Annotated in this window: 25 protein-coding genes; 9 read left to right on the top strand and 16 right to left on the bottom strand. The window is 72.5% G+C overall.

Annotated elements, in window-relative coordinates; translation table 11 throughout:
• Positions 1-67: 67 nt before the first annotated feature.
• Positions 68-727, top strand: a complete 660-nt coding sequence (locus ABFY20_RS08135) for an HAD family hydrolase (RefSeq protein ID WP_368499430.1) — start codon at positions 68-70, stop codon at positions 725-727.
• Positions 728-745: 18 nt separating this feature from the next.
• On the opposite strand, the gene ABFY20_RS08130 is transcribed toward ABFY20_RS08135, so the two are convergent.
• The gene (locus ABFY20_RS08130) at positions 746-1,681 is read right to left on the bottom strand and encodes a LysR family transcriptional regulator (RefSeq protein WP_368499429.1); all 936 of its coding nucleotides are present in this window, start codon (positions 1,679-1,681) and stop codon (positions 746-748) included.
• A gap of 131 nt (positions 1,682-1,812) precedes the next feature.
• On the opposite strand from ABFY20_RS08130, the gene ABFY20_RS08125 reads away from it, so the two are divergent.
• Positions 1,813-3,168: an MFS transporter gene (locus ABFY20_RS08125; RefSeq protein ID WP_368499755.1), complete on the top strand. Its 1,356-nt coding sequence runs from the start codon at positions 1,813-1,815 to the stop codon at positions 3,166-3,168.
• Complete coding sequence (locus ABFY20_RS08120; RefSeq protein ID WP_368499428.1) at positions 3,165-3,950, top strand: 3-hydroxybutyrate dehydrogenase; 786 nt, start codon at positions 3,165-3,167, stop codon at positions 3,948-3,950. The genes ABFY20_RS08125 and ABFY20_RS08120 overlap by 4 nt, the downstream gene beginning before the upstream one ends.
• A 139-nt stretch (positions 3,951-4,089) precedes the next feature.
• Here the strand turns inward: ABFY20_RS08120 and ABFY20_RS08115 are convergent, their stop codons facing one another.
• Positions 4,090-4,695 carry a GIY-YIG nuclease family protein gene (locus ABFY20_RS08115; protein ID WP_368499427.1) on the bottom strand — a complete coding sequence of 202 codons (606 nt, stop codon included), beginning with the start codon at positions 4,693-4,695 and terminating at the stop codon, positions 4,090-4,092.
• A 162-nt stretch (positions 4,696-4,857) separates the two neighbouring features.
• On the opposite strand from ABFY20_RS08115, the gene ABFY20_RS08110 reads away from it, so the two are divergent.
• Both ABFY20_RS08110 and ABFY20_RS08105 read left to right on the top strand, forming a co-directional pair.
• Complete coding sequence (locus ABFY20_RS08110) at positions 4,858-6,009, top strand: hypothetical protein (protein ID WP_368499426.1); 1,152 nt, start codon at positions 4,858-4,860, stop codon at positions 6,007-6,009.
• Positions 6,010-6,018: 9 nt separating this feature from the next.
• Positions 6,019-6,780 (top strand): DUF1992 domain-containing protein, encoded by a 762-nt coding sequence (locus tag ABFY20_RS08105; RefSeq protein ID WP_368499425.1) that lies wholly within the window; start codon positions 6,019-6,021, stop codon positions 6,778-6,780.
• A gap of 32 nt (positions 6,781-6,812) precedes the next feature.
• Here ABFY20_RS08105 and ABFY20_RS08100 read toward each other — a convergent pair whose 3' ends face one another.
• The 7 genes from ABFY20_RS08100 to ABFY20_RS08070 all read right to left on the bottom strand — a co-directional run bounded on the left by ABFY20_RS08100 (position 6,813) and on the right by ABFY20_RS08070 (position 14,549).
• Positions 6,813-9,053 carry an acyltransferase family protein gene (locus tag ABFY20_RS08100; protein ID WP_368499424.1) on the bottom strand — a complete coding sequence of 747 codons (2,241 nt, stop codon included), beginning with the start codon at positions 9,051-9,053 and terminating at the stop codon, positions 6,813-6,815.
• 12 nt (positions 9,054-9,065) lie between these two features.
• On the bottom strand, positions 9,066-9,689 hold the full coding sequence (locus ABFY20_RS08095; protein WP_368499423.1) for a signal peptidase I: 624 nt from the start codon (positions 9,687-9,689) through the stop codon (positions 9,066-9,068).
• Positions 9,686-10,543, bottom strand: coding sequence for a hypothetical protein (locus tag ABFY20_RS08090; RefSeq protein ID WP_368499422.1), 858 nt, complete (start codon positions 10,541-10,543; stop codon positions 9,686-9,688). Before ABFY20_RS08090 ends, ABFY20_RS08095 begins: the two co-directional genes overlap by 4 nt.
• The gene (locus ABFY20_RS08085; protein ID WP_368499421.1) at positions 10,540-11,472 is read right to left on the bottom strand and encodes a hypothetical protein; all 933 of its coding nucleotides are present in this window, start codon (positions 11,470-11,472) and stop codon (positions 10,540-10,542) included. The genes ABFY20_RS08090 and ABFY20_RS08085 overlap by 4 nt, the downstream gene beginning before the upstream one ends.
• Before the next feature lie 11 nt (positions 11,473-11,483).
• On the bottom strand, positions 11,484-12,077 hold the full coding sequence (locus ABFY20_RS08080; RefSeq protein ID WP_368499420.1) for a hypothetical protein: 594 nt from the start codon (positions 12,075-12,077) through the stop codon (positions 11,484-11,486).
• Positions 12,078-12,096: 19 nt separating this feature from the next.
• Complete coding sequence (locus ABFY20_RS08075) at positions 12,097-12,675, bottom strand: alternate-type signal peptide domain-containing protein (RefSeq protein ID WP_368499419.1); 579 nt, start codon at positions 12,673-12,675, stop codon at positions 12,097-12,099.
• 191 nt (positions 12,676-12,866) lie between these two features.
• Positions 12,867-14,549, bottom strand: a complete 1,683-nt coding sequence (locus tag ABFY20_RS08070) for a CHAD domain-containing protein (protein WP_368499418.1) — start codon at positions 14,547-14,549, stop codon at positions 12,867-12,869.
• A gap of 67 nt (positions 14,550-14,616) precedes the next feature.
• On the opposite strand from ABFY20_RS08070, the gene ABFY20_RS08065 reads away from it, so the two are divergent.
• Positions 14,617-15,516, top strand: a complete 900-nt coding sequence (locus ABFY20_RS08065) for an aminotransferase class IV (protein WP_368499417.1) — start codon at positions 14,617-14,619, stop codon at positions 15,514-15,516.
• Between the two features lie 552 nt (positions 15,517-16,068).
• On the opposite strand, the gene ABFY20_RS08060 is transcribed toward ABFY20_RS08065, so the two are convergent.
• Positions 16,069-16,449 carry a winged helix-turn-helix transcriptional regulator gene (locus ABFY20_RS08060; RefSeq protein WP_368499416.1) on the bottom strand — a complete coding sequence of 127 codons (381 nt, stop codon included), beginning with the start codon at positions 16,447-16,449 and terminating at the stop codon, positions 16,069-16,071.
• Between the two features lie 109 nt (positions 16,450-16,558).
• Here ABFY20_RS08060 and ABFY20_RS08055 point away from each other — a divergent pair, with 109 nt between their 5' ends.
• A complete protein-coding gene (locus ABFY20_RS08055; RefSeq protein WP_368499415.1) occupies positions 16,559-17,428 on the top strand; it encodes an SDR family oxidoreductase in 870 nt (289 codons plus the stop codon).
• A 109-nt stretch (positions 17,429-17,537) separates the two neighbouring features.
• Here the strand turns inward: ABFY20_RS08055 and ABFY20_RS08050 are convergent, their stop codons facing one another.
• The 3 genes from ABFY20_RS08050 to ABFY20_RS08040 all read right to left on the bottom strand — a co-directional run bounded on the left by ABFY20_RS08050 (position 17,538) and on the right by ABFY20_RS08040 (position 19,947).
• On the bottom strand, positions 17,538-18,503 hold the full coding sequence (locus tag ABFY20_RS08050) for a TIGR03557 family F420-dependent LLM class oxidoreductase (protein WP_368499414.1): 966 nt from the start codon (positions 18,501-18,503) through the stop codon (positions 17,538-17,540).
• 125 nt (positions 18,504-18,628) lie between these two features.
• The gene (locus ABFY20_RS08045) at positions 18,629-19,189 is read right to left on the bottom strand and encodes an MOSC domain-containing protein (RefSeq protein ID WP_368499413.1); all 561 of its coding nucleotides are present in this window, start codon (positions 19,187-19,189) and stop codon (positions 18,629-18,631) included.
• Between the two features lie 14 nt (positions 19,190-19,203).
• Positions 19,204-19,947: an acetolactate decarboxylase gene (locus ABFY20_RS08040; RefSeq protein ID WP_368499412.1), complete on the bottom strand. Its 744-nt coding sequence runs from the start codon at positions 19,945-19,947 to the stop codon at positions 19,204-19,206.
• A gap of 48 nt (positions 19,948-19,995) precedes the next feature.
• On the opposite strand from ABFY20_RS08040, the gene ABFY20_RS08035 reads away from it, so the two are divergent.
• Both ABFY20_RS08035 and ABFY20_RS08030 read left to right on the top strand, forming a co-directional pair.
• Positions 19,996-20,817: a hypothetical protein gene (locus ABFY20_RS08035; RefSeq protein ID WP_368499411.1), complete on the top strand. Its 822-nt coding sequence runs from the start codon at positions 19,996-19,998 to the stop codon at positions 20,815-20,817.
• 98 nt (positions 20,818-20,915) lie between these two features.
• Positions 20,916-21,164 carry a hypothetical protein gene (locus ABFY20_RS08030; protein ID WP_368499410.1) on the top strand — a complete coding sequence of 83 codons (249 nt, stop codon included), beginning with the start codon at positions 20,916-20,918 and terminating at the stop codon, positions 21,162-21,164.
• A gap of 40 nt (positions 21,165-21,204) precedes the next feature.
• Here the strand turns inward: ABFY20_RS08030 and ABFY20_RS08025 are convergent, their stop codons facing one another.
• The 3 genes from ABFY20_RS08025 to ABFY20_RS08015 all read right to left on the bottom strand — a co-directional run bounded on the left by ABFY20_RS08025 (position 21,205) and on the right by ABFY20_RS08015 (position 24,296).
• Positions 21,205-22,497 carry a CDP-glycerol glycerophosphotransferase family protein gene (locus tag ABFY20_RS08025; protein WP_368499409.1) on the bottom strand — a complete coding sequence of 431 codons (1,293 nt, stop codon included), beginning with the start codon at positions 22,495-22,497 and terminating at the stop codon, positions 21,205-21,207.
• A 99-nt stretch (positions 22,498-22,596) separates the two neighbouring features.
• Positions 22,597-23,469, bottom strand: a complete 873-nt coding sequence (locus ABFY20_RS08020; RefSeq protein WP_368499754.1) for a glycosyltransferase family 2 protein — start codon at positions 23,467-23,469, stop codon at positions 22,597-22,599.
• A complete protein-coding gene (locus tag ABFY20_RS08015; RefSeq protein WP_368499408.1) occupies positions 23,466-24,296 on the bottom strand; it encodes a CDP-alcohol phosphatidyltransferase family protein in 831 nt (276 codons plus the stop codon). The genes ABFY20_RS08020 and ABFY20_RS08015 overlap by 4 nt, the downstream gene beginning before the upstream one ends.

Raw genomic sequence — 24,296 nt, 5'->3', positions numbered from 1 at the left:
TCGGAGCGCGGCGCGAGGGCCGGCCCGGACCGCCCGCGGGGTCGCCAGCCGCGCCTACACTCGGAGGGTGCTGCTCCTCGTCGACCTCGACAACACCCTGCTCGACCGGGCCGGAGCGTTCGTGCGCTGGGCGGAGCATTTCGCGGGCGAGTACGCGCTCGGCGAGGATGCCGTCTCGTGGATCGTCGGCGCCGACCGCAACGGGCACACGCCGCGCGCCGAGCTCGCCGCTGCGATCGTCGGGCACTGGCAGCTCGACGTCGAGCCGACGGAGCTCGTCGAAAGACTGGTGTACGAGCACGTCGACACCATCGAGGTCTACGACGGAGTCGCGGAACGCCTGCACCGGCTCGCCGATTCCGGCGTGGTGCTCGTCATCGTCTCGAACGGTCCGGTCGAGCAGCAGACCCGCAAGATCAGGCGCACCGGCGTCGACGAGTGGATGCTCGGCACCGTCATCTCCGAAGCGGTCGGCGTGAAGAAGCCGGAGCGCGGAATCTTCGATGCGGCGTTCGAGCTCGCCGGGGGCGCGCATCCGGAGACCTGGATGGTGGGCGACGACGTCGTCAACGACATCCAGGGCGGCCGGGCACTCGGCCTCAGCACGGGCTGGGTGTCGCACGGCGCCCGGTGGGCGAAGCAGTGGCGGCCCACGGTGACCGCGGAGACGCCCGCCGAGGTGCTCGATCTGATCGGCGAGACCAGGGCCGAGGCCCAGCGGGGCTGACGCAATCGGCCGACGGGATCAGCCCACGCCGCCGCGCAGCTCCCCCGCCATCTCCCGGGTGCGGCGGCGCACCGCCTCCACCACGGCAGCCACCGCCGGCTGCGCGAGCGAATCGGGCCGCAGCACCATCCAGTACGGCAGCACCTCGGCGACCTCCTGCGGCAGCACGCGCACCAGGTCGGTGTGGCGATCGGCGACGAAGCAGGGCAGGAAGCCGATGCCTGCTCCCGCGCGCGTGGCCTCGACGTGCACGAACACGTTCGTCGAGCTGAGCGAATCACGCATGGCGGGAACCAGCCGGCGGGGTGCGTCGAGGTCGTCGACCTGCAGCATGGAGTCGATGAAGTAGACCAGCGGATGCCCGGCCAGCTCGTCGAGCGAGAGCGGCTCCCCGTGGCGGTCGAGGTATTCACGGCAGGCGTACATGCCGAGAACGTACTCGCCGAGCAGCAGGGCCTCGGCCCGGTGCACCTGGGGACGGCCGACCACCACCTCGATGTCGAGCCCGGAGCGCTGCTGCAGGGCGCGCCGGGTGACGGTGACGATCTCGACCCTCAGCTGCGGATGCTCGCGCTGCAGGGCGGCGACCGCCGGCGCGGCGATGAGGGCGCTGAAGCCGTCGGTCGCCGACATGCGCACCACGCCCGACAGGCTCGGCGTGGCGGCCTCCGAGTCGAGCGAGCCGACCGCCTCCTCCACCTCCTCGGCGGCGCGCACCGCTCGCCGGCCCAGCTCGGTGAGCTCCCAGCCGCCTGCGGCGCGGGAGAGCACGCGCCCGCCGAGGGCGCGCTCGAGGCTCGCGATGCGCCGTGAGACCGTGGTGTGGTTCTGGCCCAGGGCGTCGGCTGCGGAGGTGAACCGCCCGGTGCGCGACACGGCGAGCAGCACGAGCAGATCCTGCGGGTCGGGCTTCACATCTGCAATTATGCACATCTGCTGTTCGGAATTGACCATTGCTCGCCTGGAGGTGTGCACGAATACTCGTTGCAGTCAACGACGACCAGCAAGGAGTCACCGTGAGCGTCAATCCCACTGCCACCCGAACAGCCCCCGCCGACCGAGGTCGCGCCCCCGCCCCGACCGGTCTGAAGAAGGTCGTCGCCGCGTCGATGGTCGGCACTGTCGTCGAGTGGTACGAGTTCTTCCTCTACGCCACCGCGGCCAGCCTCGTCTTCGGCACCGTGTTCTTCCCCAACGCCGGCACGAAGCTCGACGGCATCATCGCCGCCTTCCTCACCTACGCCGTGGGCTTCGTCGCCCGACCGCTCGGTGGAATCGTGTTCGGGCAGATCGGAGACCGCCTCGGCCGCAAGCACACCCTCCAGGTGACGATCGTGCTCATCGGCGTCGCCACCTTCCTCATCGGCTGCTTGCCCGGATTCGACACCATCGGCTACTGGGCGCCTGCACTGCTCGTGGCGTTGCGCTTCCTGCAGGGCTTCGCGCTCGGCGGCGAGTGGGGCGGGGCCGTGCTCCTCGTCGCCGAGCAGAGCCCGGACCGCTCGCGCGGTTTCTGGGCCAGCTGGCCGCAGGCTGCGGTGCCGGTGGGCAACCTACTGGCCACCCTGGTGCTGCTCATCCTCTCGACCGCCCTGCCTTCCGACCAGTTCCTCGGCTGGGGCTGGCGCATCGCGTTCTGGATCTCGGCGGTGATCGTGCTCGTCGGCTACTACATCCGCACCCACGTGAACGAGGCCCCCATCTTCGTCGAGGCGCGTGCCGAGATGGAGGAGGAGAAGGCGGGCTCGTGCGGCGTGTTCGAGGTGCTGCGCCGCTACCCGAAGGGTGTGTTGAAGGCGATGGGGCTGCGCTTCGCCGAGAACATCCTCTACTACCTCATCGTGAGCTTCTCGATCGTCTACCTCACCACGGTGCACGAGTACGCCACGAGCCAGCTGCTGCTCGCTCTGCTCATCGCCCACGCCGTGCATTTCGCCGTCATCCCGCTCGTGGGTCGGCTGTCCGACCGCATCGGCCGGAAGCCCGTCTACTTCGCCGGCGCCGTGCTCGGCGCCACCTGGGCCTTCTTCGCCTTCCCGATGTTCGACACGCTGAACCCGGTGCTGATCGTGCTCGCGGTGACCATCGGCCTGTGCTTCCACGCGCTCATGTACGCCGGGCAGCCGGCGATCATGTCGGAGATGTTCCCCACGCGCATGCGCTACTCGGGGGTGTCGCTCGGCTACCAGGTCACCTCCATCGTGGCGGGCTCCCTGGCCCCCATCATCGCCTCGGCGCTGCTGCAGCAGTACCAGGCCTGGCTGCCGGTGGCGCTCTACCTGGTCGCGGCCTGTGCGGTCACCGCGGTCACCGTGCTGACGCTGCGCGAGACGAAGGGCGCATCGCTCCGGGCCATCGACGAGGCCGACGCCATCCGCTTCGCAGCCCAGCGAGGGACGACACCGCGAGGCGTGCAGGGCTCGCGCGGGTCGCGGGCATGACCGCCCCGGAGCGCTCCCTGACGCTCCGGGGGCGCACCGCCCTCGTCACGGGCGGCGCGGGCGGCATCGGCGCCGCCGCGGCACGCGAGCTCGCCGGTCTCGGCGCCCGGGTCGTGGTCGCCGACCGTGACGGTGAGGCGGCGGCACGGCTGGCCGACGAGCTCGAGGGCTCGTCGTGGGAGATCGACCTGGCGGAGCTCGACGCGCCCGCGTTCGCCGACGACGCGTTGCAGGAGCGACTCGGCGACGTCGACATCCTCGTCAACAACGCCGGACTGCAGCACGTCGCTCCCATCGCCGAGTTCGGCCGGGAGGAGTACCGGCGCATCCTCGCGGTGATGCTCGAGGCGCCCTTCCTGCTCGTGCGGGCAGCGCTGCCCGGCATGTACGAGCGCGGTTTCGGCCGGGTCATCAACGTCTCCTCGGTGCACGGGCTGCGCGCGTCGCCGTTCAAGAGCGCCTACGTCGCCGCCAAGCACGGCCTCGAAGGGTTCTCGAAGGTCGTCGCCCTCGAGGGAGGGCCGCACGGGGTGACGAGCTGCTGCGTGAACCCGGGCTACGTGCGCACCGCCTTGGTCGAGCAGCAGATCGAGCAGCAGTCGGCGCTGCACGGCATTCCGCCGCAGGAGGTGCTCGAGCGCGTGCTGCTCGCCGAGAGCGCGGTGAAGCGGCTGGTCGAGCCCGAGGAAGTGGCGTCGCTCATCGGCTGGCTGGCGTCGCCCGCGGCGGGCATGGTGACGGGATCGAGCCACACCATGGACGGGGGATGGACGGCGCACTGAGGGGTGCGCACTCCCCAGCCGCAGCCGGGCGCGTGGCGCCACCGGATGCGCGACGCGGGTGGGGGTGCCGGGCGCGGGCGCGCGGTGGCCGGGGTCGCTCGGCGGCGGGCGGAGGGTGGCACGCCCAGCCGCGACGCGCTCAGCCGCGGCGGGCGAGCGCTTCGCTCCGCCAGCGGGCGTGGAGCTCCCACGGGTCGACTTGCTCGGCGCGGAGCCCCTCGATGTGCTCGAGGAGCTCGGGGGCCCGCTCGAACCACTCGCGGCCCGCGCGGCAGGCGGCGAACTCGCGGTGCCGACGCTGCTCGAGCGCGCGGCCGCCGCGCTCGAAGGCGAGCAGCTCCTCGTGGGCGATCTGCGCCAGCCGGGCGCGCGGGTTGGAGGAGGTACCGATCTTCACCAGCCCGCGCGAGGCGAGGTAGTAGACGACGTCGACCCGCACAGGAGCCACGTCGTCGTCGGGGATCTCGCCGTGCCGCCACTCGCACACCGCGCACAGCCAGCCCGACGGGTACCGCACCCCGAGCCTCGACCCGCAGGCGATGCACGGCGAGGGCAACGGGTCGGTGACCCCCACCTCCCCCAGCACCGCCTCGTGGGCGAGCAGCAGGTGCCGGCGGCACAGCACGAGACCGGCGGATGCGCCCACCGGGTCGCCGGGAGCGCCGCACGCCGCCGAGACGGTCGCGTCGAGTGAGAGCTCGACGACGCCGCAGCGCGGTTCGTCGGTCTCGGTGGGGGCGGTCATCGCATCTCCTTCGTCGGGGTGACGCTACCCGCCGCCACCGACACGGCGGCCCGACCGTGCGCGGCGGCCCGTCCGGACGCGGCGAGGGCGGATGTCGGTGGCCGCGGCTATCGTCGCGCGGGAGGGCGCGGAGGCGTCACCGAGAGACGGGAGCCGACGGTCGTGCCGGAGAACATCGAGGCCTGGTGGAGCAGAAGGCAGCGCTCCAAAGGGGTCGAGGTGCCCTATCCGGTGGGGAGCTACCGCGAGGCCTGGGCGCCCTACGCGGTGCTCAAGCGGCAGTACCACCCCGACCTCAATCGAGGCATCACGCTCACCCAGATCCCGCCCGCCGCCGACGTGTACCTCACCTGGCAATGCGAGGTGGGTCACTACTTCATCGCCACCCCCGCCGAGCAGCGCAGCCGGCCGGGCGGCGGGGTGCGGCGCCGATCGGTGTGGTGCACCCTCTGCACGCTGCTCGCGAACCCTCCGCGCATCGCCCCCGCCAAGCCGCCCGTCGCCGAGAAGGCTCCCGCGCCGATGCACCACCCGGTCGGCCCGGCCACCACGCAGAGAGCGGCCCCTCAGACTCCACCTCCGCGCCGACGACGGGCGGCCACGGGCCTTCCGTCGTCGCACGCGAGCCCCGGCTCCGGACTGGCTGCACAGCGTGCCCTGTCGACCGAGAGCCGACGACGAGCACCCCTGTCACGCAGCGGCGGATCGGCCAGCCGGGGTGGGCCTCCGTCGCCACCGCGCGTGCAGAGCCCCACGCCGAGCCCCTCCGCATCCGTCCCGGGGAGCATCGAGTGGCTCGAGTCATCGGGAGCGGTCATCGACGAGGCACCCGTGGTGCGCGCACCGGGCCAGGCCTTCTGGAGCGCCCGGGCCCCGAAGCCGGCCTCGGCCGCCGAGGCCGAGCTGCGTCAGCGCCTCGGCCGCCGGGTCGACCTCGACCTGGGCCTCAACGCCGTCGCCGTGCGCCAGCCCTTCTTCGGTAGACACGAGGTGTGGCCCGACTTCGTGCTCGCCGAGCTCGCGGTGGCGGTGGAGTTCGACACCCCGGGTCGTTTCGGTCTCGAGCACCTCGGCTCCCGCCTCGACGTCGACCGGCGCAAAGACCGCCTGTTGCGCGCTGTGGGGTGGGAGGTGGTGCGCATCCGCTGCGGTTCCCTGCCGCTGCTCGGCGAGCACGACATCGAGGCGGCGGGGGTCTCGGCGCGGCTCGTCGATCGCCTGCTCGACCGGCTGCGCGAGGTGCGCGGCCCCTTCCTGGTCGACGCCTATCTCCGCGAGCCCGGCTCGGAGCGGACGCCGGGAGATGGTGCCTAGGCTGGATCCATGGTGAGACGCAGGCCGCTGAGCGACGCGAGACTGAGCGCCGCCCGCTATCGCTCGCAGCAGGTCACACCTGTCGGCGGCGATCAGGTGTCCGGCGATGCTGTGCGCGGCGACAGCGCGCACGGGGACGGCCCTCATCGCGACAACGCGAAGGTCGACGGCGTGCACGGCGCCGGCAGCGAGAACCCGACGCACCACGACGCGCGGGCCGGAGCCGGGCTCGGCACCGCGGGCCGTTCGGCCGACGACGAGGCCGATGCGGGCGCCCCCACGATGGAGCAGCGGGCGGCGATCGTCGAGATCGCCATCACGCAGGCCATGCGGCGCGGCGACTTCGACGACCTCCCCGGGGCCGGCAAACCGCTCGCCGGTCTCGGCCGCACGTACGACCCCGACTGGTGGATCCGTCAGAAGATCGAACGCGAACGCCTCACCGGTCTCGGCCCGCCCGCGCTGACGCTGCGCACCGAGCACGCCGAGCTGGATGCCCGCCTCGACACCCTCGGCACCGAGCACGAGGTGCGCGAGGTTCTCACCGACTTCAACCGTCGCGTCGTCGAGGCCCGCCGCCAGCTCCTCGGCGGCCCTCCCGTCGTGACCCCCACCCGCGACATCGATGCCGAGGTCGAGGCCTGGGCCTCCCGCCGCGACGAGCGCCGTCGCGAGTCGGAGCTCGCTCGAGTCCGTGCCGAGGAGGAATGGTCGCGCCTGTCCCGCCGCGAACGCCGCGCCGCCCGCCGCAACGGCACCGCCCCGCACTGACCCCGCCCGCGAGCCTCAGAGGCACAGCTACCTCAGAACAGGCCCTGCGCCGCGAGCTCCCATCGGATGGACGGGGCGACCTTCTCCGCGTACGCCGGGGTGAGGTGCACCTGGTCGTAGCGGGTGGGCACCGTGCCCGCGAACGCCGGACAATACCCCTGGGCGCAGCTGAAGCCGAGCGAACTCACGTAGTGGTCGCCGGTGCCCGCCGCGGCGAGGGCGGCTCGGGTCGCCGACTCGAAGTCGTACCAGGCCTGATCGATGCCTGTCATGCAGTTCTGCGGGCTGGTGACGGGCGAGTAGCAGGCGCCGAGGTTCGCCCCGAGCGGAGGGGGTGCGAGCTGCACCACACGTCCGGGCACCTGGTAGGAGGCCGCCTCGGCCAGGGTCGATGCGACGAGGTCGGTCGTCGAGAGCGGACGGCGGTCGGGCGTGTTCCCGAGCGCGTAGGCGTTCGACATCACGACCAGGCGCGGCTGGTCGGCGGCGATCATCGCCCGCACGTCGGCTTTGCGCTGCTCGCACCATTGCATGACACCGTCGCCGTCGTTCTGCACCGCCACCTGCGTGAAGCGGCAGCCGTACAGCCCGATCGCCGTCACCCGCCACCGGCCGCCGCTCTGTTCGGCGAGCGCCTTGAACGCGGGTGCGTACGACAATGCGGTGGAGTCGCCGACGAGGTAGAGGTGGTCGGGTGCGTCGCCGCTCCCCCACGTGCACGCGCCGGCGTCGGGGGTCGGGCCGGGGGTGAAGCAGTCGCGTGCCGGGTTGTGGCTGGAGTTGTCGGAGATGGCCTGATCGAGCGAAGGCGAGAGGTCGCCGGGCCAGGCCGTGGCCGCCGCTGCCGCATAGAGCTGGGCCTGCAACTCGTCCTCCGGGTTCACGGATGCCGGTGCCTGCGCCTCGCCCGACCCTGCGTCGGTCTCGCCACCCGGCTGGCCCTTGTCGCCCGGTGAGCCGGCCGCAGCATCCGGGGCCGGCGCGTCGGGGGTCTGCACCACGGGGGCGCTCGGCAGAAGGGCGGCGAGCGGCCCCTCGCCCTTCACCCCGAGCTGCACCACGACCGTCGCGGCGATGACGAGCACGACCAGGGCGGCGCCCGAGAGCATGGCTTGCGCGCCGAAGCGGTCGCGCCACTCCTGCCAGGCCTTCGACCGCTCCTCCGATGCGGTGCCGCGCGGCGACTGCGGGGCGCGGTGCAGCGGCTGTTCGACGAGGAAGTACGACAGCAGTGCGACCACGAGCACCAGCCCCAGCACCACGAGGGTCGTCTCGAGGGAGGCCGGCAGCAGCAGGGTGACGAACACCAGCACCGGGAAGTGCCAGAGGTACAGCGAGTACGACACGTCGCCCACGAAGGTGGTGACGGGGTTGACGATCGGAACGAGGTGCCGCTGTGCGCCGGCGGTCGAGCCGGCGGGCGCGATTCCCGCCACCACCACGGCGACGGTGGCGAGCACCGGGGCAGCCGCCCAGGGGCCGGGGAACGCGAGCGACGAGTCGATGAGCAGCATCGAGGCCACGACCCCGGCCAGACCCGCCCAGCCGAGCAGCACCCGGGCGCCGAACGGCATCGTCGCGAACAGTGGCGCCGCCACAGCGAGCAGGCCTCCGGCTCCGAGCTCCCAGACACGGGTGAGAGTCGAGAAGTACGCCGTGGTGGGCGCGGCGCTGCTCTGCCAGAGAGCGAAGACGAAGGAGGCGACGACCACGACGGCGAGCACCACGCCGAGGGTGGGCCGGAGCCGCGACCGGCCCGTCGGGGCCCCCGCGCCCGACGGCCTGCCCAGCACGACCGCCACCACGATGAGCACGATGAGGGGCCACACCAGGTAGAACTGCTCCTCGACCGACAGCGTCCAGAAGTGCTGCAGCGGCGACACGGCGTCGCCCGCCGAGAAGTAGTCGGTGCCTTCGGCGGCGAAGCGCCAGTTCGACACCAGCAGCAGAGCCGAGACGGCGTCTCCCACCGTGCTCCAGAACCTCGGCTGATTGAACAGGAACCACGCCGTGACCGTGGTGGCGACGAGCACGAGCACCGCGGCCGGCGCGATGCGTCGCACCCTCCTGCCGAAGAAGCCGGTGAGCGATACCCGGCCGTCGCGTTCGGCCTCGCGCAGCAGCAGACCGGTGATGAGGAACCCGGAGAGCACGAAGAAGACGTCGACGCCGACGAAGCCCCCGGAGGGCCACCCGAGCACGTGGTCGAGAATGACGGCGATGACGGCGAGGGCCCTGAGCCCCTGGATGTCGTGACGAACCTGAGACTTCATGGCTCGGGAATCTTAGCGCGAGCGACGACCCTCTTTTCGACGGTCGACGACCGCCGACACCAGCATCCACCCGGCGTACCCGAACAGCAGCGTCACCGCCACCGGCACGATCACCGAGCGCGCCTCGCCGTTCACCGCCTGGTTCACCCAGCCGAGCAACGGGATGCTGTACCAGAGCGTGCCCACCACCTGCACCTCGCGCACCGGCTTCTCGTCGGCGGCATCGTTGTTGTCGCCCTTCGTGACGAACTCGATCTCGCCCCGTGAGCTGGTCGATTTCTCGACGACGCGATGGCTGACGACCCCGGGCCTCCCCGACTCGATCTGGTAGGTCAGCACGTCGCCCAGGCGGATCTCTTCCGCCGGCATCGGCCGCACCACGACGAGGGTTCCGGGAGGGAACCCGGGCTCCATCGACGAGGTGAGCACGGTGAGCGCCCGGCCTCCGACGAGGAGCGGAAGGAGGATGGTGAGCACCGCCAGCATCAGCACGAGCACCAGCGACGCGGCGCTGAGGGCGACACCCAGGTAGTGGAGCAGCGACGGCGACGCGCGTCCGGCCGCGCCCTCGGCACGGTGTCTCGCCGGTGGCAGGGCCCGGTGCCTGGCCCCGGTGACAGCCGGCGCGCCGGTCACGGCGATGCCTCCGCGCGCCCGGGCGGCCCGGGGTGCTCCGCCGATTCCGGATGCTCGGCGGGCCGGGCGGTGGAGGCGCGACGCCGTCGCCGCACCGAGGCGAGAGCTGCGGCGCCCGCGACCACCCCCACCGACCCCGCCATCGCCAGCGCCACGGCTCCGAACCCGGTGGCCGCGATCGGGTCGCCGGCCCCCGCAGAGGGGCGGTCGGGAAGGGCGGAGACGACGGCCCCGCCCGAGCACCCGTCAGCGTCGGCGTCGGGGTCGGAGGGATCGCGCAGCCCCGCCACGAGGTCGAAGCCGGCGTGGGCGTCGTGACCGGTGCGCCCCGTGGCCGAGGCCGCGAAGGTCACCGCCACCCGCACAGCAACGGTGCCTCCCGGCTCGAGCACCCCACCGGAGAGCAACACGGCGCACTCGCCACCGCGGGTGAGCGGCACGGCCACGGTGTCGGGCGACCCGGCCCCGGAGTCCGCGACGGCCCCGGACAGCGCGTGCCCGGCCTCCGCCGACAGCAGCAGCTCGTCGGCGAACGCATCGCTCGTCCACCACCCGTCGACGACGCTGAGCCGCAGCACCCCGGGCAGCTCGCCCGCGTTCCGCACCCAGAGCGTGCGGGCGACGCTGTCGCCGGGCACGACCGTCGGCGTGGACTCGAACAGCGGGAGGTCGAGGCTGCCCGAGAAGCGCGTGCCGTCGGAGCTCACCTCCACCCCGGGCTCGGTCGTCGTCGTCGCGGCCGCTGCCTTCTGCCCGCCGGCCGTGAGCAGCAGAGCGAGCGGGACGAGCGCCCCCGCCACCAGCACGCCCGTCAGCAGCGTGCCGCGCGCCCCGCGCATCCGCTCGTCCGTCATGTGCCGCACGTCACGTTGAGCAGCACGCTGTAGTTCGCGTTGCGGGTCACCGCGGTCGACGTGGTGCCGTAGGTGGTCTCGTTCGCCGTGATGGTGATCGGGATGCTCCCTGCCGTCAGCACGGTCGAGAGCCCGAGCTGCAGCGAGCCGATGTCGACCTGGGGCCGGGTGGAGCCCGAGGGCTGCGCCACCGTGGTGATGACGGTGGTGGTGCCCGACACGGTGCGGCTCACGGTGTAACTCGTCGCCGAGGGCACCTGCGCCCAGGAGAACCGGGCGACGTCGCCGACGCCGATGATGGTGACGTTGGCGCACTGCAGGGCGGTGGGCGGCCCGATGCGGTAGACGCTCTGGGTGAAGCCTGGCGTGGTGCCGGCGGTCGCCGTCCAGAGGCCCGCGGTTCCGGTGAGGGCGAAGCTCGCCGTGAGCGACTGCCCCTGCGACTGCGCGACGGTCGTGGAGAGCTTGGTGGCGGCGCACAGGGTGAGGGTGGTGCCTGGCGCGACCGCCGAGAAGGCACTCGGCAGCGACGGGGTCGAGGCGAGGGTGCCGACCGAGGTCCCCGTGCCGGGGACGGATGATGCGCACACGCCCGCGGCACCTGTTCCGAGCCAATAGGTCAGCGACACGTTGGCTGCCGAGAGGGTTCCGCTGGTGGTGACGCCCACGGCGAAGGCGAGCGGCGACGTTCCCGTGTTCTGGAAGGTGAACGGCACGATCGCCGGGGTCTGGTTGGGCGGGAGCGTGGCGGTGCTGAACTTGTACTCGAAGGTCGTGCCGCTCCCCCCGCTCGCGCTCACCGTCGCTGTGGCCGCGTTCACGGTGGCGGCGAGCGGAACCGGGGCCGCCGACCAGAGCGCAGCGGCGCCGAGGTGGGTGGCGCCGAGGAGGAACACGAGGGCGAACACGCCGAACGTGAGGCGGAGCATCCGGCCGCCGCTCACGGCTGACGCCCGTCGATGTTCACCGTGAACGTGGTGGCGGCGAGCCCCTTTGCCGCGTCGGGAGCGGTGGTCGCCAGCTCCGCGATGACGCACAGCACCCCGCTGCCCTGCTTCGCCAGTGTGAGCGGGAGGTCGGAGGTGGTCGCCGCGGCGAAGGTGCCGCTCCAGCTCGGCGTCGCCGCAGTCGTGCAGGCGGCTGTGGAGCTCACCACGCCCACCCGGATGACGAGGGCCTGCGAGAAGGCAGTCGACGAGCTGGTGCGGGTGAGGCCGGCGGCGCGCACGACGAGCGGCACGTCGCCGGTGTTCTTCACGACTGCGGCTGCCGCCACCTTCGCACCCGGGTAGAGAGCCGTGGTGGGCAGGGCCAGCGGGGTCGTCACCGAGAGGGTGGCGGTGCCCGCCGCGATGGTGCCGCCGCCGGTGCTGCGCGACGCGGTGAGGAACGCGTAGGTGCCGCCGGAGGCGGCGACGCCGACCGCCACCGCCGCAGCGACGGCGGCGGTGACGGTGAGCATCCTCGCCACGAGCGACCGGGCCACCCCGCGGGGGGCGGCTCGGACGTGCCGCGGCGGGTGGGCCGTGGTCACGGAGAACTCCTCGAGGGTGCTACTGGATCTGGCTGAGGTTGACCGCCATGTCGTCGAGCACGGCCGTGCCGAGCTTCGCGTCGTTGTTGCTGCCGGCGGTGCCGTAGGGGAACGGCACCGTGACGGTGACCACGACCGGCACGTCGGTGATGCCGGAGGCGCCCGCGGTGATGGTGTAGTTCGGGCTGGTGCCCGAGATCGCGGGGTCGTTCGCGGCGAGGTCGACCGTGGTGTTGGCGGTGAGGTAGCCGACGAGCGCGGTGTCGGCGGCGGTGGGCGAGGCCGGGGTGTGGATCGCGTTCGAGGTGAGGCCGAGGGTGGCCTCGAGGTTCTGCCCGACGGCCGTGACGAGCAGGGTGTCGGTGTACGTCAGCGTGTCTCCCGGCACGATCTTGTAGGTCGAGAGGTTCACGGTGGCGCCGTTCTGGTCTGTCCAGACGCCCGCGGCTCCGTCATCGGTGACGACGAGGTTTCCGGCGCTGATGGTGCCGCCCGTCACGGCGGCGGTCGAGTTCCAGAAGGCGAAGGTTCCGGCGCCTCCGAGGAGGAGGACAAGGCCGGCGGCTCCGGCGATCGCGCCCTTGGCGAGCTTGTTCATTGCTGTGCTGTCCTTCCGTGCCGTCGTGCGGCACACGTGCGCGACACTCGTCGCAGAGCTGGTGATGCATCGAGTGTCGGAAATCCCGCACAGCACACGGGAGAGGCGGGGGTTTCATGGCGCGCGCACGACGCCTCCTGTCGCGCAGATCATGCACCCCCCTCGCTCGGGGGACACGAATCGGCGGCGCCTCAGACCATCCGCTTCAGCGCCCTCCTGGCGTCGTCGGCGAGGGCGAGCGCCCTGGCCGCCTGGTCGCGGGCTCGCTGATGGAGCACACCGTAGGTGAACGTCGACTCCCCCGCCGCGTCGGCGCGATGCGCGGTCAGCAGCACGAACTCGGCGAACAGTGAGGCGTCGCGGTGCCAGCCGAGCGCATCCTGCAGCTCCTCGGCGGCGTCGGCGACGCGTTCGCCGCGGCCGCCCAAGGTGCTCGCCGGCGCCGTGTCGGCGAACTCGACGGTGTAGCGCAGCCGCCGGGCGGCCTTGCGCGAGGCGTGGAGGGCGGCGAGGGCGCGTGCAGCCTCGACCGGATCGACGTCGTCGACCCGGCGGGCGTGCCGGGGGGAGACTGTGCGCTTCAACGCCCGGCTCGCCTCCCGCCCCGCGACCCTGCGGGAGAGCTTCCGTGGCGACGACGGGCCGGAGGGGGCGTCGGCGAGCAGCGCGGGCACGGGCCCCGCGAGGAGGAGGTCGAGTTCGTCGAGCAGTCGGTAGTAGGGCGTGTCGCTCATGGCGGAGACGAGGCGACGGTGCGCGTCGGCGTGCTCGGCCCTGGTGTCGTCGACGAGGCGGCGGCGGGCGTCTGCGTCGACGACGCCCCGGTCGGCCTCGACCTCGGCGAGCGCGTCGGCGGCCCACCGGGCACGCACCTCGAGGTCGCGGGTCTCGCCGAGGAGGGCGCCGAGACGGGAGAGCGAGTCGCGGAGCCGACCGAGCCCGTCGCCGTCGAACAGCTCCCGGTGCGAGGCCAGCACCGACCGCAACCGCCGTACGACGACGCGCAGGCGGTGCACGGCGTCGTCGTCGTCGGCGCGCACCCGGGGGTCGAGCTCGACGATCTGCGTCGCGAGGTCGCGCACCCCGGCGAGCACCACGGCTGCAGCGGGGGTGAGCGTCGACTCGATGGTGCGAGCGGATGCGTGGGCCGGCTGCTCGGCGTCGGCGCCCTCTCGCTCGGGCCCTCCAAGGCCCGTGCGGCCGAGCGCCTGTGCCAGCTTCGACACGCTCGGCGAGACCTCCGCTCCGGCCGCCAGGAGCACGGCCGCCGCCTCCTCGAGCAGGGCGGCTCGCTTCTTCGGCGTTCCGGGAGCGGCCTCGCCCAGTTCGACCTCCCACTCGCGCCAGGCCCGCACCACTCCCGCCCTCGCATCGCTTGCGACCACCCGGTCGTCGGCGAGCTCGATGACGACCCGCCCGTCGGAGTCGAGCAGGTTCGTCACGGTCCGGGTCGTCGAGATGCGCGCCAGAGGGGTGAGGCGGTGGTCACGCACGTGCACGCGCACGGCGTCGAGCACCTCGAGCGGAACCTCGACCGCCTCAGCGGTCGACGGCTGCCCGGTGTCGCTCACGCCGTCGCTGCCGCCGTACGGGAGCGCACCCTCCACGGCGAGCGGCCACTGGAGTTCGGTGCGCCCCTCTGCGGCGGGCAGCTTCACGTGCCACCCCTCGTCGTGTCCGCCCTGGCGACGTCGCAACGCGATGCGCCGGCGCGCCAGCGCGAGGGAGTCGGTGTCGTAGTAGACCGCTTCCAGCACGACCGGGTCGACGTGATCGACCGCGGTGACAGCGCCGATGCCGGTGAGCTCGGGCACCGCCCTGTCGTCGGCGATGGAGAACTTCTGCTCGATCTCGGTCTGCACGGTGTGGGCCATCGTTCCGGTCTACCTCTTCGCGGCGCGTTCCGCCCGGGGGCGGGATGATACGGAGGACACTGGGAGCGTGTCGGCCCCCGTACTCATTCTGGTCACCCGGCCCGTCGAGGTCGAACCCGGCGCGGAGCCGGGCGAGGCGTCCCGTCCCTTCCGCCTCGCCGACGTCGCCCTGCCCCAGCTCAGTGTGCTCGACCTCGGCGTGACGCGCGGCGACGGAGTGTTCGAGAGCGTGCGGGTGGGGCCGTCGGGCTCCCCCGACCTCGAGGCCCACCTCCGGCGCTTCGTCGTCTCCGCGAGCCTGCTCGACCTTCCCGCCCCCGACCTCGAGGTATGGCGGCAGGCCTTCGCCGCGGCGGTCTCCGAGGCCCGCCGTCGCGGAGGCGACGACGAGGTGCTCGGAGTGAAGCTCGTGCTCACCCGGGGAATCGAGGGCCGGGGTGTGCCCACGGCGTGGGTGCTCGCCCAGCCCGCCCCCGATCACACGGCGGTGCGACGCGACGGCCTCGCAGCGATCACCCTCGACCGGGGCTACCGGCACGACGCCGGCGCCGCCTCACCATGGCTGCTGCTGGGCGCCAAGACGCTCTCCTACGAGGTGGCTGCCGCCGCGACGAGGGAGGCGGCGAGGCGGGGAGCCCGCGAGGTGGTCTTCGTCAGCTCCGACGGTTTCGTGCTCGAGGCCCCGACCTCGAGCGTCGTCATGCGCTTCGGCGACCGGGTGGTCTCCCCGCCCGCCGAGGTCGGCATCATCGCGGGCACCACGGTCACCCGAGCACTCGCGTTCTTCGCCGAGCGCGGGTTCGAGACGGCCGAGGAGCGCATCCCGGTCTCCCGCCTCGCTCGGGCCGACGCGGTGTGGCTCGTCTCGAGCGTGCGCCAGGCCGTCCCTCTCACCGCGCTCGACGGGCGCCCCCTCCACCTCGACGCCACCCTCACCGCGGCCCTCAACGCGCACCTCGGCACCTGACCCACCCGCCCCGCCCACCGCGCACGCACGTCCCACCCGAGAGACCCCAAAACGCCCCCTCACCCGCCCCGACCCGGCACTTCCCGCCCTCTCGCCGGGTGGGTGACGCGGATGCGAAGCGCACCACGAAAGAACACAACACGCCCCCTCACGCCACGTGAGGCGGCACTTCCCGCCCTCTCGACGCAGGTGGCTGGGTGCGCGGGGCGCGGGTGCACGGGGGCGCTGCGACAGGGCGGAAGTCGCCCCTTCACGCCGGGCGAGGCGGCACTTTGCGCCCTCTCGCGGCGGGATGAGACGCGGATGCGCGGCGCACCACGAGAGAGCACAACACGCCTCCTCACGGCAGGTGACGCGGCACTTCGCGCACCTTCGGCGCGCGGGTGACGAGGTGCGTGGTACGCGGGGCGGCGGGCCCACCCGCGCCGCGAGAGGGCGCAAGTCGCCCTCTCAAGCCAGGTGAGGCGGCACTTTACGCCCTCTCGACGCGGTGGTGGGGTGCGCGGCGGGCGCCGACGCGGGGCGCGAGGGGCACGGGCGCGCGAGCGCGGGTCAGGCGGAGGCGGCGAGGGGCACGGTGGTGCGGTGCACGTTGTCGCCGACCCAGCGCACGAGGGGAACGAGCACCTCGGCGAGCTCGCGGCCGAGCGGGGTGAGGCTGTAGTCGACGCGGGGCGGCACGGTGCCGTGCGACTCGCGCAGCACGAAGCCGTCGCTCTCGAGCGCCCGCAGCGTCTGCGCGAGCATCTTCTCGCTGATGCCCTCGATGCGGCGGCGCAGCTCGCCCCAACGGCGGGGCTCCTCGTCGAGGGCGACGAGCACGAGCACGCCCCACTTGCTGGTGACATGGTCGAGCACCACCCGGCTGGCGCATCCGGATGCGAAGGGGGACGCCGCGCGCTCGCGGCCGAGGCTCTGCCAGATGTCGTCCATTCCCTTAACTTACCAAAAAGTGGGTACCCCCAGACGGGAAGTTTGGGCGGAAGACCCCGGTTCACCCTCTCGACGGCCCGCGAGCGCGGCGCCGGAAAGGACACAGACCATGACCATCGTCGTCACCGGAGCCACCGGACACCTCGGCCGCCTCGCCGTGGAGCACCTCGTCGCCCGCGGCGTCCCCGCGAGCGACATCGTCGCCGCCGGCCGCACCGAGTCGAAGCTCGCCGAGCTCGCCGAGACCCTCGGCGTGCGCACCGCCGTCGTCGACTTCACCTCCCCGGCGACGCTCGACGGCGCCCTGGCCGGTGCCGACACGCTCGTACTGGTCTCGGGCAGCGAGGTGGGGCAGCGGGTCGCCCAGCACCGCAACGCCGTCGAGGCGGCCGCGCGGGCCGGTGTCTCCCGGTTGGTGTACACCAGCGCGCCGTTCGCCACCGAGAGCCCCCTCATCCTGGCCCCCGAGCACAAGGCGACCGAGGAGCTCATCGCCGCCAGCGGCATCCCTGCCGTCATCCTCCGCAACGGCTGGTACCACGAGAACTACGCCGGAGCCTTCGAGCAGGCCGCCGCGTCGGGCACCTACACGGCGTCGACCGGCTCGGGCCGCGTGTCGAGCGCCGCGCGCAGCGACTACGCCGAGGCGATCGCCGCCGCGCTCACCACCGACGGTCACCTCGGGCAGGTGTACGAGCTGTCGGGCGACACCGCGTGGGACGGCACGGAGTTCGCGGCCGCCGCCTCTGAAGCACTCGCCAGCACCGTGGTGTTCAACCCCGTCTCGCCCGAGGAGAATCTCGCCCTGCTCACCGCCGCCGGCCTCGACGAGGGAACAGCGGGCTTCGTCGTCGCCCTCGACGCGAACATCGCCGAGGGGCTGCTCGGCCACACCCCAGGAACCCTGCACGAGCTCATCGGGCACCCCACCCTGCCCCTCGTCGACTACTTCAGAGCGCTGGTCGCGCAGCGGGGCTGACCCCGCGGGGCACCGCTCGGCGTAGCCCACCGAGACCGGCCCGGCCGAGCCGAGCAGGGCAGGCCGGTCGTGCACCCGGCTCAACCGGGTCGCGCGACCGGCCTTCCGTCTACAGCGCCCGCAGCTTCTCGAGCAGCGCCGGCGCGACCTCCGCCAGGAAGCGGTCCTGACCCTCGTCGCCCACCTGCACCAGCGCCACGTCGGTGAAACCGGCCTCGAGGTAGGGCTTCACGCTCTCGGCGAGCTCGTCGAGATCGGGGCCGCAGGCGATCGACCCGGCGACGTCCTCCTCGCGCACGAACTGCGAAGCCGCCGCGAAGCCGGCCGGGGTGGGCAGATCGGCGTTCACCGACCATCCGCCGCCGAACCAGCGGAACTGCTCGTGGGCCTGCGTGACGGCCGCTTCCTTGTCGGGCCCCCAGCAGATGGGGATCTGCCCGATGGCACGGCTCGGCTCACCGGCGACCGCCGACCAGCCCGAGACGAGCTCCGCATCCGGTTCGACCGCGATGAGGTGGTCGCCGAGAGGCGCGAAGCGCTCGATCGACTTCTCGCCCGAGACGGCGAGCGCGATCGGCACGCCGCCCTCGGCGACGTCCCAGATGCGCGCGGAGTCGACCCGGAAGTAGTCGCCCTCCCAGGTCACGAGCTCGCCGGTGTGCAGCTCGCGGATGATGTGCACGGCCTCTTCGAGCATGTCCTGCCGGGCGGCGACGGCCGGCCACCCCTCCCCCACGACGTGCTCGTTGAGGTTCTCGCCCGAACCGAGGCCGAGGATGAACCTGCCGTCGGAGAGGAGGCCGAGGGTCGCCGCCTTCTGTGCGACGACGGCGGGGTGGTACCGGATGCTCGGGCAGGTCACGTAGCTGACCAGCTCCACCCGGGAGGTGGCGTGCGCGACGGCGCCGAGCACCGACCAGGCGTAGGGGGCGTGGCCCTGCTCGGTGAGCCAGGGCGAGTAGTGGTCGCTGGAGACCTCGAAGTCGAAGCCCGCCTCCTCGGCCGCCACGGCGTAGCGCACCAGATCCTTGGGGCCGCTCTGCTCGGTCATCAGGGTGTAGCCGAAGCGCACCATGTCATCCTCCCGTCGCGGTCGCCCGCGGTCAGTCGCGAAGGGCGGGCCGGACGGCCGCCCCATCGTCGACGCTGCCACGGAGGCACGCCCCCCGCAGGGGCTTGCGGCGGAACCGGCGGAGGCGTTTACTCGGCGGCCGCGAACAGGGCGGGCTCGCGCTCGACGGGCACGAGGGTGGAGAGCACGGCCGGGCCGAGTCGCAGCACCCCGTCGACGAGCGGCTCGCACCTCACGCCGCCCCGGCGGCGCAGGGCCTTATGGGCGCCGTCGGCGAGCACCACGTTCATCCAGGCGCAGGGGTTGGCCGCGCGATGGCCCTGGAACCGCACCGGGCCGTCGCCCGAGTCGAGCTCGAACTGCTGACCGACGAGGGCGTCGATGTCGGCACCGCGCACGATGATGTTGCGGCGCGTGAGCGCCGGGTCGAGCCGGCGGTCGAGGCCGAGGCCCGCCCGCACCTCGTCGAGCGACTCCGCCGCCATCACCGTCACCGCCGAGGTGCGATGGGCGCCGTGCCCGAAGAACCGGTCGCCCACGATGCCGAGGCCCGCCCGCACCTCGATGCACTCGCGCGACTCGGTCGCCCCGGCCGGCAGCGGCAACGGACCGTCGGCGGGGCGCCCCTCGTAGCGGTGCAGGGGCGAGGCCAGCAGGTGGACGATCTCGACCTCGGTCCGGAACGTCATCGGGTCGGGCGCGCTCATCGCTGGTGGTCGGACTCGGCGTGACGGATGGCGCCGTCGACGTCGCCCAGCTCGAGATCGGCGCCCAGGAACTCGGGGGTGGTGGGCAGGCGCACCGTCACCCCCGGGTAGGTCTCGACGGCGAGCTCCCCGGTCGCGCCCCCGATGCCGAGCACGTGGCCGCCCACCGTGCCGGTGGTATCGAGGAAGTGGAAGTGCGGGCCCGCCACGCTGATGCCCTGGAACACGCTCGGCGCGACGAACCCCAGCAGCGTTCCCGTCACATCCGTCACCGTGTTCTCGCGCTGGTCGTGCACCGCCTCGGCGAGCGGCAGGTAGGGCTTCGTCTGCCGCTTCGCCTCTCGGAGGCTGAGCGTGGCGAAGTGCGCGTCGAAGCGCACGGCGTGGAAGAGGTTCGGGCTCACCACCCGTTCGGCGACGGCTGCGGTGAGGGCGTCGATCGAGTCGACCGCCTCGACGAGCTCGGCGGCGACGGGGCCGAAGTCGACGACCTCGGCGAAGGCGAGGGTGTCGTCGGCGGCGAGCACGCTCACCGTGCCGTCGCCGTGGCAGAGGTGGAAGACACCGTCGAGCACCACGAGCTCACCGTCCATGTGGTCGCCGCAACCGAGCCCGAGGTGGCCGCGTCGGCCCACCTCCTCGACGCTGAACACCCCGTCGAACAGCCCCGCCACCAGGGCGTCGACATGGGAGAACTGCTCGACGAGCTTCGCGTCGCGGGCGGCGGGTCTGTGGCGCATGTAGGGCATTCTCGCGCACTGCACAGCAGAACGCAGCAGAGTAGGAGTATGTCCTCCCGAATCGAGCGCAACGTCGACCGTCTGCTGAGCGTGCACCGGCCGGTCGTGCTCGCCCATCTGCGCAGCATCCGCCGACTGCACCCGAACGCCTCACCGGAGCAGCTGCTCGTCATCCTGGAACGTCGTTACGTGACCGCGGTCACGACCGGAGGGGCGGCCGTCGGGGCGAGCTCGATGCTGCCGTTCGTCGGCACGGGCGTGTCGCTCGGGCTCAGCGCACTCGAGACGGCCGGGTTCCTCGAGACCACCGCGCTGTTCGCGCAATCGGTGACCGAGGTGCACGGCATCGCCGTCGACGACCCCGATCGGGCAAGGGCGCTCGTCATGACCCTCCTCATGGGCAAGGCGGGAACGGATCTGCTCAAGCAGATCGCGGGCCAGGCCACCGGCGGGCTCGGGCGCAACGCCTACTGGGGCCAAGTGGTGACCTCGAGCCTGCCGCAGTTCGTGGTGGGGCCGATCGCCGATCAGCTGAAGAACCACTTCCTCCGGCGATTCGCCGTGGGCCAGGGCACGAACGCCGTCGGCCGCCTGGTGCCGTTCGGCATCGGCGCCGCGATTGGCGGCGTCGGCAACCTCATGCTCGGGCGCACCGTCATCGAGAGCGCACGCTCCGCGTTCGGGGCGCCGCCTTTCGGCTACCCGCCGGAGCTCGCCATCGAGATCAAGGTTCCGAAGACCAAGGCTCCGAAGGCCGTGCGCGAGGGCCGCAACCCGCTGGCTAAGCTCGCGCCGCGCCGCCGTCGCGAGGTCACGATGGCTCCGCAGCACGTCTCCGACGTCGGCGCTCCGGGCGACATCCGCATCTGAAATACCGCTGTCCAGCGACCCGGTGATAATCTGGGGGTGTTGCCAGGTTGTTCCCGGGCAGCACGAAGATGCGACGAGACGACGTCAGGAGGCCGAGCGTGACCATCACCCGCCGCCTCCGCCGCGCCGTCGTCGCCTTCGTGGGAGTGCTCGCGGCCACCGCAGCCGTCGTGCTCGGGGCGAGTTCGGCGGCCTGGGCCGGCCAGCGCGACGAGACGCAGCCGGTGCTCGCGCAGACGGGCTACGACTTCACGCCGATGCTCGTCACCGCCGCCGTGGTACTGCTGGTCGCCGGTGTCGTCGTGCTCATCGCGAAGTACGCGCTGGCACGCTCCAGCCACTCCTGACGCAGCGCCGGTAGGTACCGACGGCGCCGCGCGCCACCCCTCAGGCCGTGAGCCGTTCGTCGTCGTCGGCGGTCACCTCGTGGTCGCGCAGGTCGACGGGAAGGTCGCGCGCGTGCAGCGCCGCGTTCCGCGACCACTCCGCGAACAGGTGCTCGACGGCCTCGTGGAACCGCGCCGTCGCCGCGCCGGGCGTCGTGTCGCCGAAGTAGTGCTCGACCCAGCGGCCGAGACGCACCCCGGCGGCGGAGTCGTGCGAGACCTGGTCGAGGCGCGAGCGCACCGCGGGTGCCTCCTCGGCAGACAACCATTCGCAGTCGGAGAGGTAGCCGCCCGTGTCGAGCTGAGCATCCGGCGACACCGGCCGGGTGACCAGGAGGGGCTTGCCGGTGGCGAGGCGGTCGTAGATCATCGCCGAGACGTCGACGATCGCCACGTCGGCGGCGGCGAGCTGCCAGCCGAGCTCGGGCCCGGTGTCGTAGACGTGCCCGGCCGACGGGTCGGCACGGTTTGCCGCGGCGATCATGGCCACGATCTCCCGGTTCGCCGCGCCGTACGCCGGGTCGACGACGCCGCTGCGCGGGTGCGGCCGGTAGATGAGCCTGTGGTCGGGCGAGGCGAGCAGGTCGCGCACGAGAGAGACCCCGTGGCTGGCGATCGACCCGTAGTGGGCTGCGGCGCGGTCACCCTCCCAGGTGGGCGCGTAGAGCACGACCTGGCGGTGGTCGGCGGTGAACGGCACTGTGCCGGCGTAGTGGTCGGCCTGGGGGCGCCCGATGCGGATGGCGCGCTTGTCGAAGTCGTAGTCCCAGAGCACGCGCTGCAGCCGCGAGATGGCGGCGTCTCCGGCGACGAAGCTGTAGTCGTAGGCCTTGAACTGGTTCGTCGTCATGTACATCTTGTCGCTCTCGCCGTGATTGATGAACACGTGCCAGCGACGGCCGTACCGCATCATCTGGAAGTTGCGGGCGTTCTGATTGACGTAGAACACGATCTTGAGCTCATGGTCGAGCAGCAGCTCTTCGAGCGAGCGCACCGAGCGCACATGGGCGACCGGAACCGGTGACTCCTCGAGAAGGGCGGAGGTGGCGGTGGGGTTACGGCTCAGGATGACGACGGGGTGTGTCTTGTCGAGCTCGGCCAGCGGGCGGTACCACTGGCGCAGCTGATAGAGGTTCACGTCGCCGTCGGCGAAGTACACCCCGATCTCGTAGCGGCGCTTCGGAAGCGGGCCGCGGGCCTCGAGCTGGGAGGCGAGCTTCGACCGGATGCGCCGCGACCGCAGGAGGTCGCGCGCCACGCGCCAGCCGAGTTTCGCGTCGTTCATCAATCCCACCGCACAAGGCTAACCATGGGCTCGGGCCGAGCCCGACCGATCAGCGGCCACCCGGGTCTTCTTTAGGCAATCGTGACCTTCGCGGTCGTGCTGCGGCGCTCAGACGACCGGGGGCCGGCCCGCCCGCGCCATCCGCGCCACCGTGCGCCACGACATCGGCCGCCGCTCCCCCGCGTCGCTCCGCCACCCTTCCGCCCAGCCGCCGAACCAGGCGCGCAAGGCCGCCGGCCGACGCGCCCAGCGCAGCACCTGGATGCCCGTCCAGCTGCCCACGTACAGCGGCACCAATAGCCACGGCAGGTTGCGCTTGGCGAGCCAGACCCGATTGCGCGCGTTCAGCCGGTAGTAGTAGGCGTGACGGGTGGGCTCGATCGCCGGGTGGTTGGCGACGAGGTCGCCGGCGTACCAGGTGACGAGCCCCTGGTTCCACACCCGCCAGGCCAGCTCGATGCCCTCGTGGGCGTAGAAGAACGGCGCGGCCCACCCCCCGGTGCGATCGAACACCGCCCGCGGCAGGAGTGTCGCACCCTCCCACACCGAGAACACCGGCCCGGAGTCGCCCGCGTCGCCCTTGCGGATGCGGGGCACCCAGCGCCTCGGGTTGGTGGCGCCCGACGGGTCGACGACCCGCGGCTGGAGCAGCCCGATGCGCGGGTCGGCGACGAGCTTCACGATCGCGTCGGCGAGGAAGCCGGGGTCGGGCAGGCTCGCGTCGTCGTCGAGGAAGAACACGTACTCCCCCGTCACGACCCGGGCGCCGGCGTTGCGGCCGGCCGGGATGCCGACGTTCTCGGGCAGTGCCAGGGTGCGCACCGCATCCGGGAGCCCCTCGGGCACCCAGCCGTTGCCCACGCAGACGATGTCGAGCGTCACCCCCCGCTGGGCGAGGAGCGACTCGGCGCCTCGGAGCAGCTCGGCGGGCCGCGTGCCCCGGGTGAGCAGCACCACGCCGACGGTGGGTGCGGTGCTCAGGACCGCACCCGCTTCGACGCCATGATGGCCACGAAGTGCCCCACCAGCGCGAGCATCGACAGCGGCACCAGCGCCACCAGCAGGATGCGGTCGGCAAGCACCCCACCGATGAACAGGCCCACCACGGCGAAGACGAACACCAGCATGGTGAGCTCGACCGAGTGGTAGAGCCGGTGGAACGGCACGAACCGGGCGGCCCGGCGGAGCTTCGCCACGAGGGCCTGCGAGGGTTCCGACTCGCCCTGCTTGTCGGCGAGTTTCTCCAGCCCGGCGTTCGCCCGAGCGACGTGCACCATGTCGTTGAGCGCCTTGTTCAGCACGATGACGAGGGCGAGCAGGAGGCCGAGGGTGGTCCAGAGGAAGTCGTCGGGCGTGTCGAAGGGGAAGCCGGCGGCGCGGATGCCGAGCACGATCGGGATGAGCGCCTCGGTCGTGTAGTGCCCGACCTTGTCGAGGAAGACGCCCGCGGGAGACGAGGTGCGCCGCCAGCGGGCGACCTCGCCGTCGCAGCAGTCGACGAGCATCTGCATCTGGCCGAGCACCAGGGCGAGGGCGGCGCCCGCGATGCCCGGGATGAGCAGGGCCGCTGCGGTGGCCCAGCCGGTGAGGATCATGAGCCCGGTCACGCCGTTGGCCGAGATGGAGGTCTTCAGCAGCACCCAGGTGACGTAGGGCGAGAGCCGCCTGAGGTAGAGCGAGGCCGTCCAGTGCTCGGCGTTGCGCCGGCCGCGCACCTCGGGCGGCTGGGCCACGGCCTTGAGCTCGGCGATCGAGCCGGGGCGGGCGGTGTTCGGCCCTGCGGCGTTCGGCCCTGCGGTAATCGGCAC

The organism is Herbiconiux sp. A18JL235 (assembly GCF_040939305.1).
Taxonomy (GTDB): domain Bacteria; phylum Actinomycetota; class Actinomycetes; order Actinomycetales; family Microbacteriaceae; genus Herbiconiux.
This window is presented reverse-complemented; position numbering and strand designations above follow the sequence as displayed.

Excerpts from the sequence above, each read along its gene's own strand:
- ABFY20_RS08130 (WP_368499429.1), bottom strand. The coding sequence starts at position 1,681 with ATGGTCAATTCCGAACAGCAGATGTGCATAATTGCAGATGTGAAGCCC.
- ABFY20_RS08120 (WP_368499428.1), top strand. The coding sequence starts at position 3,165 with ATGACCGCCCCGGAGCGCTCCCTGACGCTCCGGGGGCGCACCGCCCTC.
- ABFY20_RS08115 (WP_368499427.1), bottom strand. The coding sequence starts at position 4,695 with ATGACCGCCCCCACCGAGACCGACGAACCGCGCTGCGGCGTCGTCGAG.
- ABFY20_RS08105 (WP_368499425.1), top strand. The coding sequence starts at position 6,019 with ATGGTGAGACGCAGGCCGCTGAGCGACGCGAGACTGAGCGCCGCCCGC.
- ABFY20_RS08100 (WP_368499424.1), bottom strand. The coding sequence starts at position 9,053 with ATGAAGTCTCAGGTTCGTCACGACATCCAGGGGCTCAGGGCCCTCGCC.
- ABFY20_RS08090 (WP_368499422.1), bottom strand. The coding sequence starts at position 10,543 with ATGACGGACGAGCGGATGCGCGGGGCGCGCGGCACGCTGCTGACGGGC.
- ABFY20_RS08085 (WP_368499421.1), bottom strand. The coding sequence starts at position 11,472 with ATGCTCCGCCTCACGTTCGGCGTGTTCGCCCTCGTGTTCCTCCTCGGC.
- ABFY20_RS08075 (WP_368499419.1), bottom strand. The coding sequence starts at position 12,675 with ATGAACAAGCTCGCCAAGGGCGCGATCGCCGGAGCCGCCGGCCTTGTC.
- ABFY20_RS08070 (WP_368499418.1), bottom strand. The coding sequence starts at position 14,549 with ATGGCCCACACCGTGCAGACCGAGATCGAGCAGAAGTTCTCCATCGCC.
- ABFY20_RS08060 (WP_368499416.1), bottom strand. The coding sequence starts at position 16,449 with ATGGACGACATCTGGCAGAGCCTCGGCCGCGAGCGCGCGGCGTCCCCC.
- ABFY20_RS08055 (WP_368499415.1), top strand. The coding sequence starts at position 16,559 with ATGACCATCGTCGTCACCGGAGCCACCGGACACCTCGGCCGCCTCGCC.
- ABFY20_RS08050 (WP_368499414.1), bottom strand. The coding sequence starts at position 18,503 with ATGGTGCGCTTCGGCTACACCCTGATGACCGAGCAGAGCGGCCCCAAG.
- ABFY20_RS08045 (WP_368499413.1), bottom strand. The coding sequence starts at position 19,189 with ATGACGTTCCGGACCGAGGTCGAGATCGTCCACCTGCTGGCCTCGCCC.
- ABFY20_RS08040 (WP_368499412.1), bottom strand. The coding sequence starts at position 19,947 with ATGCGCCACAGACCCGCCGCCCGCGACGCGAAGCTCGTCGAGCAGTTC.
- ABFY20_RS08035 (WP_368499411.1), top strand. The coding sequence starts at position 19,996 with ATGTCCTCCCGAATCGAGCGCAACGTCGACCGTCTGCTGAGCGTGCAC.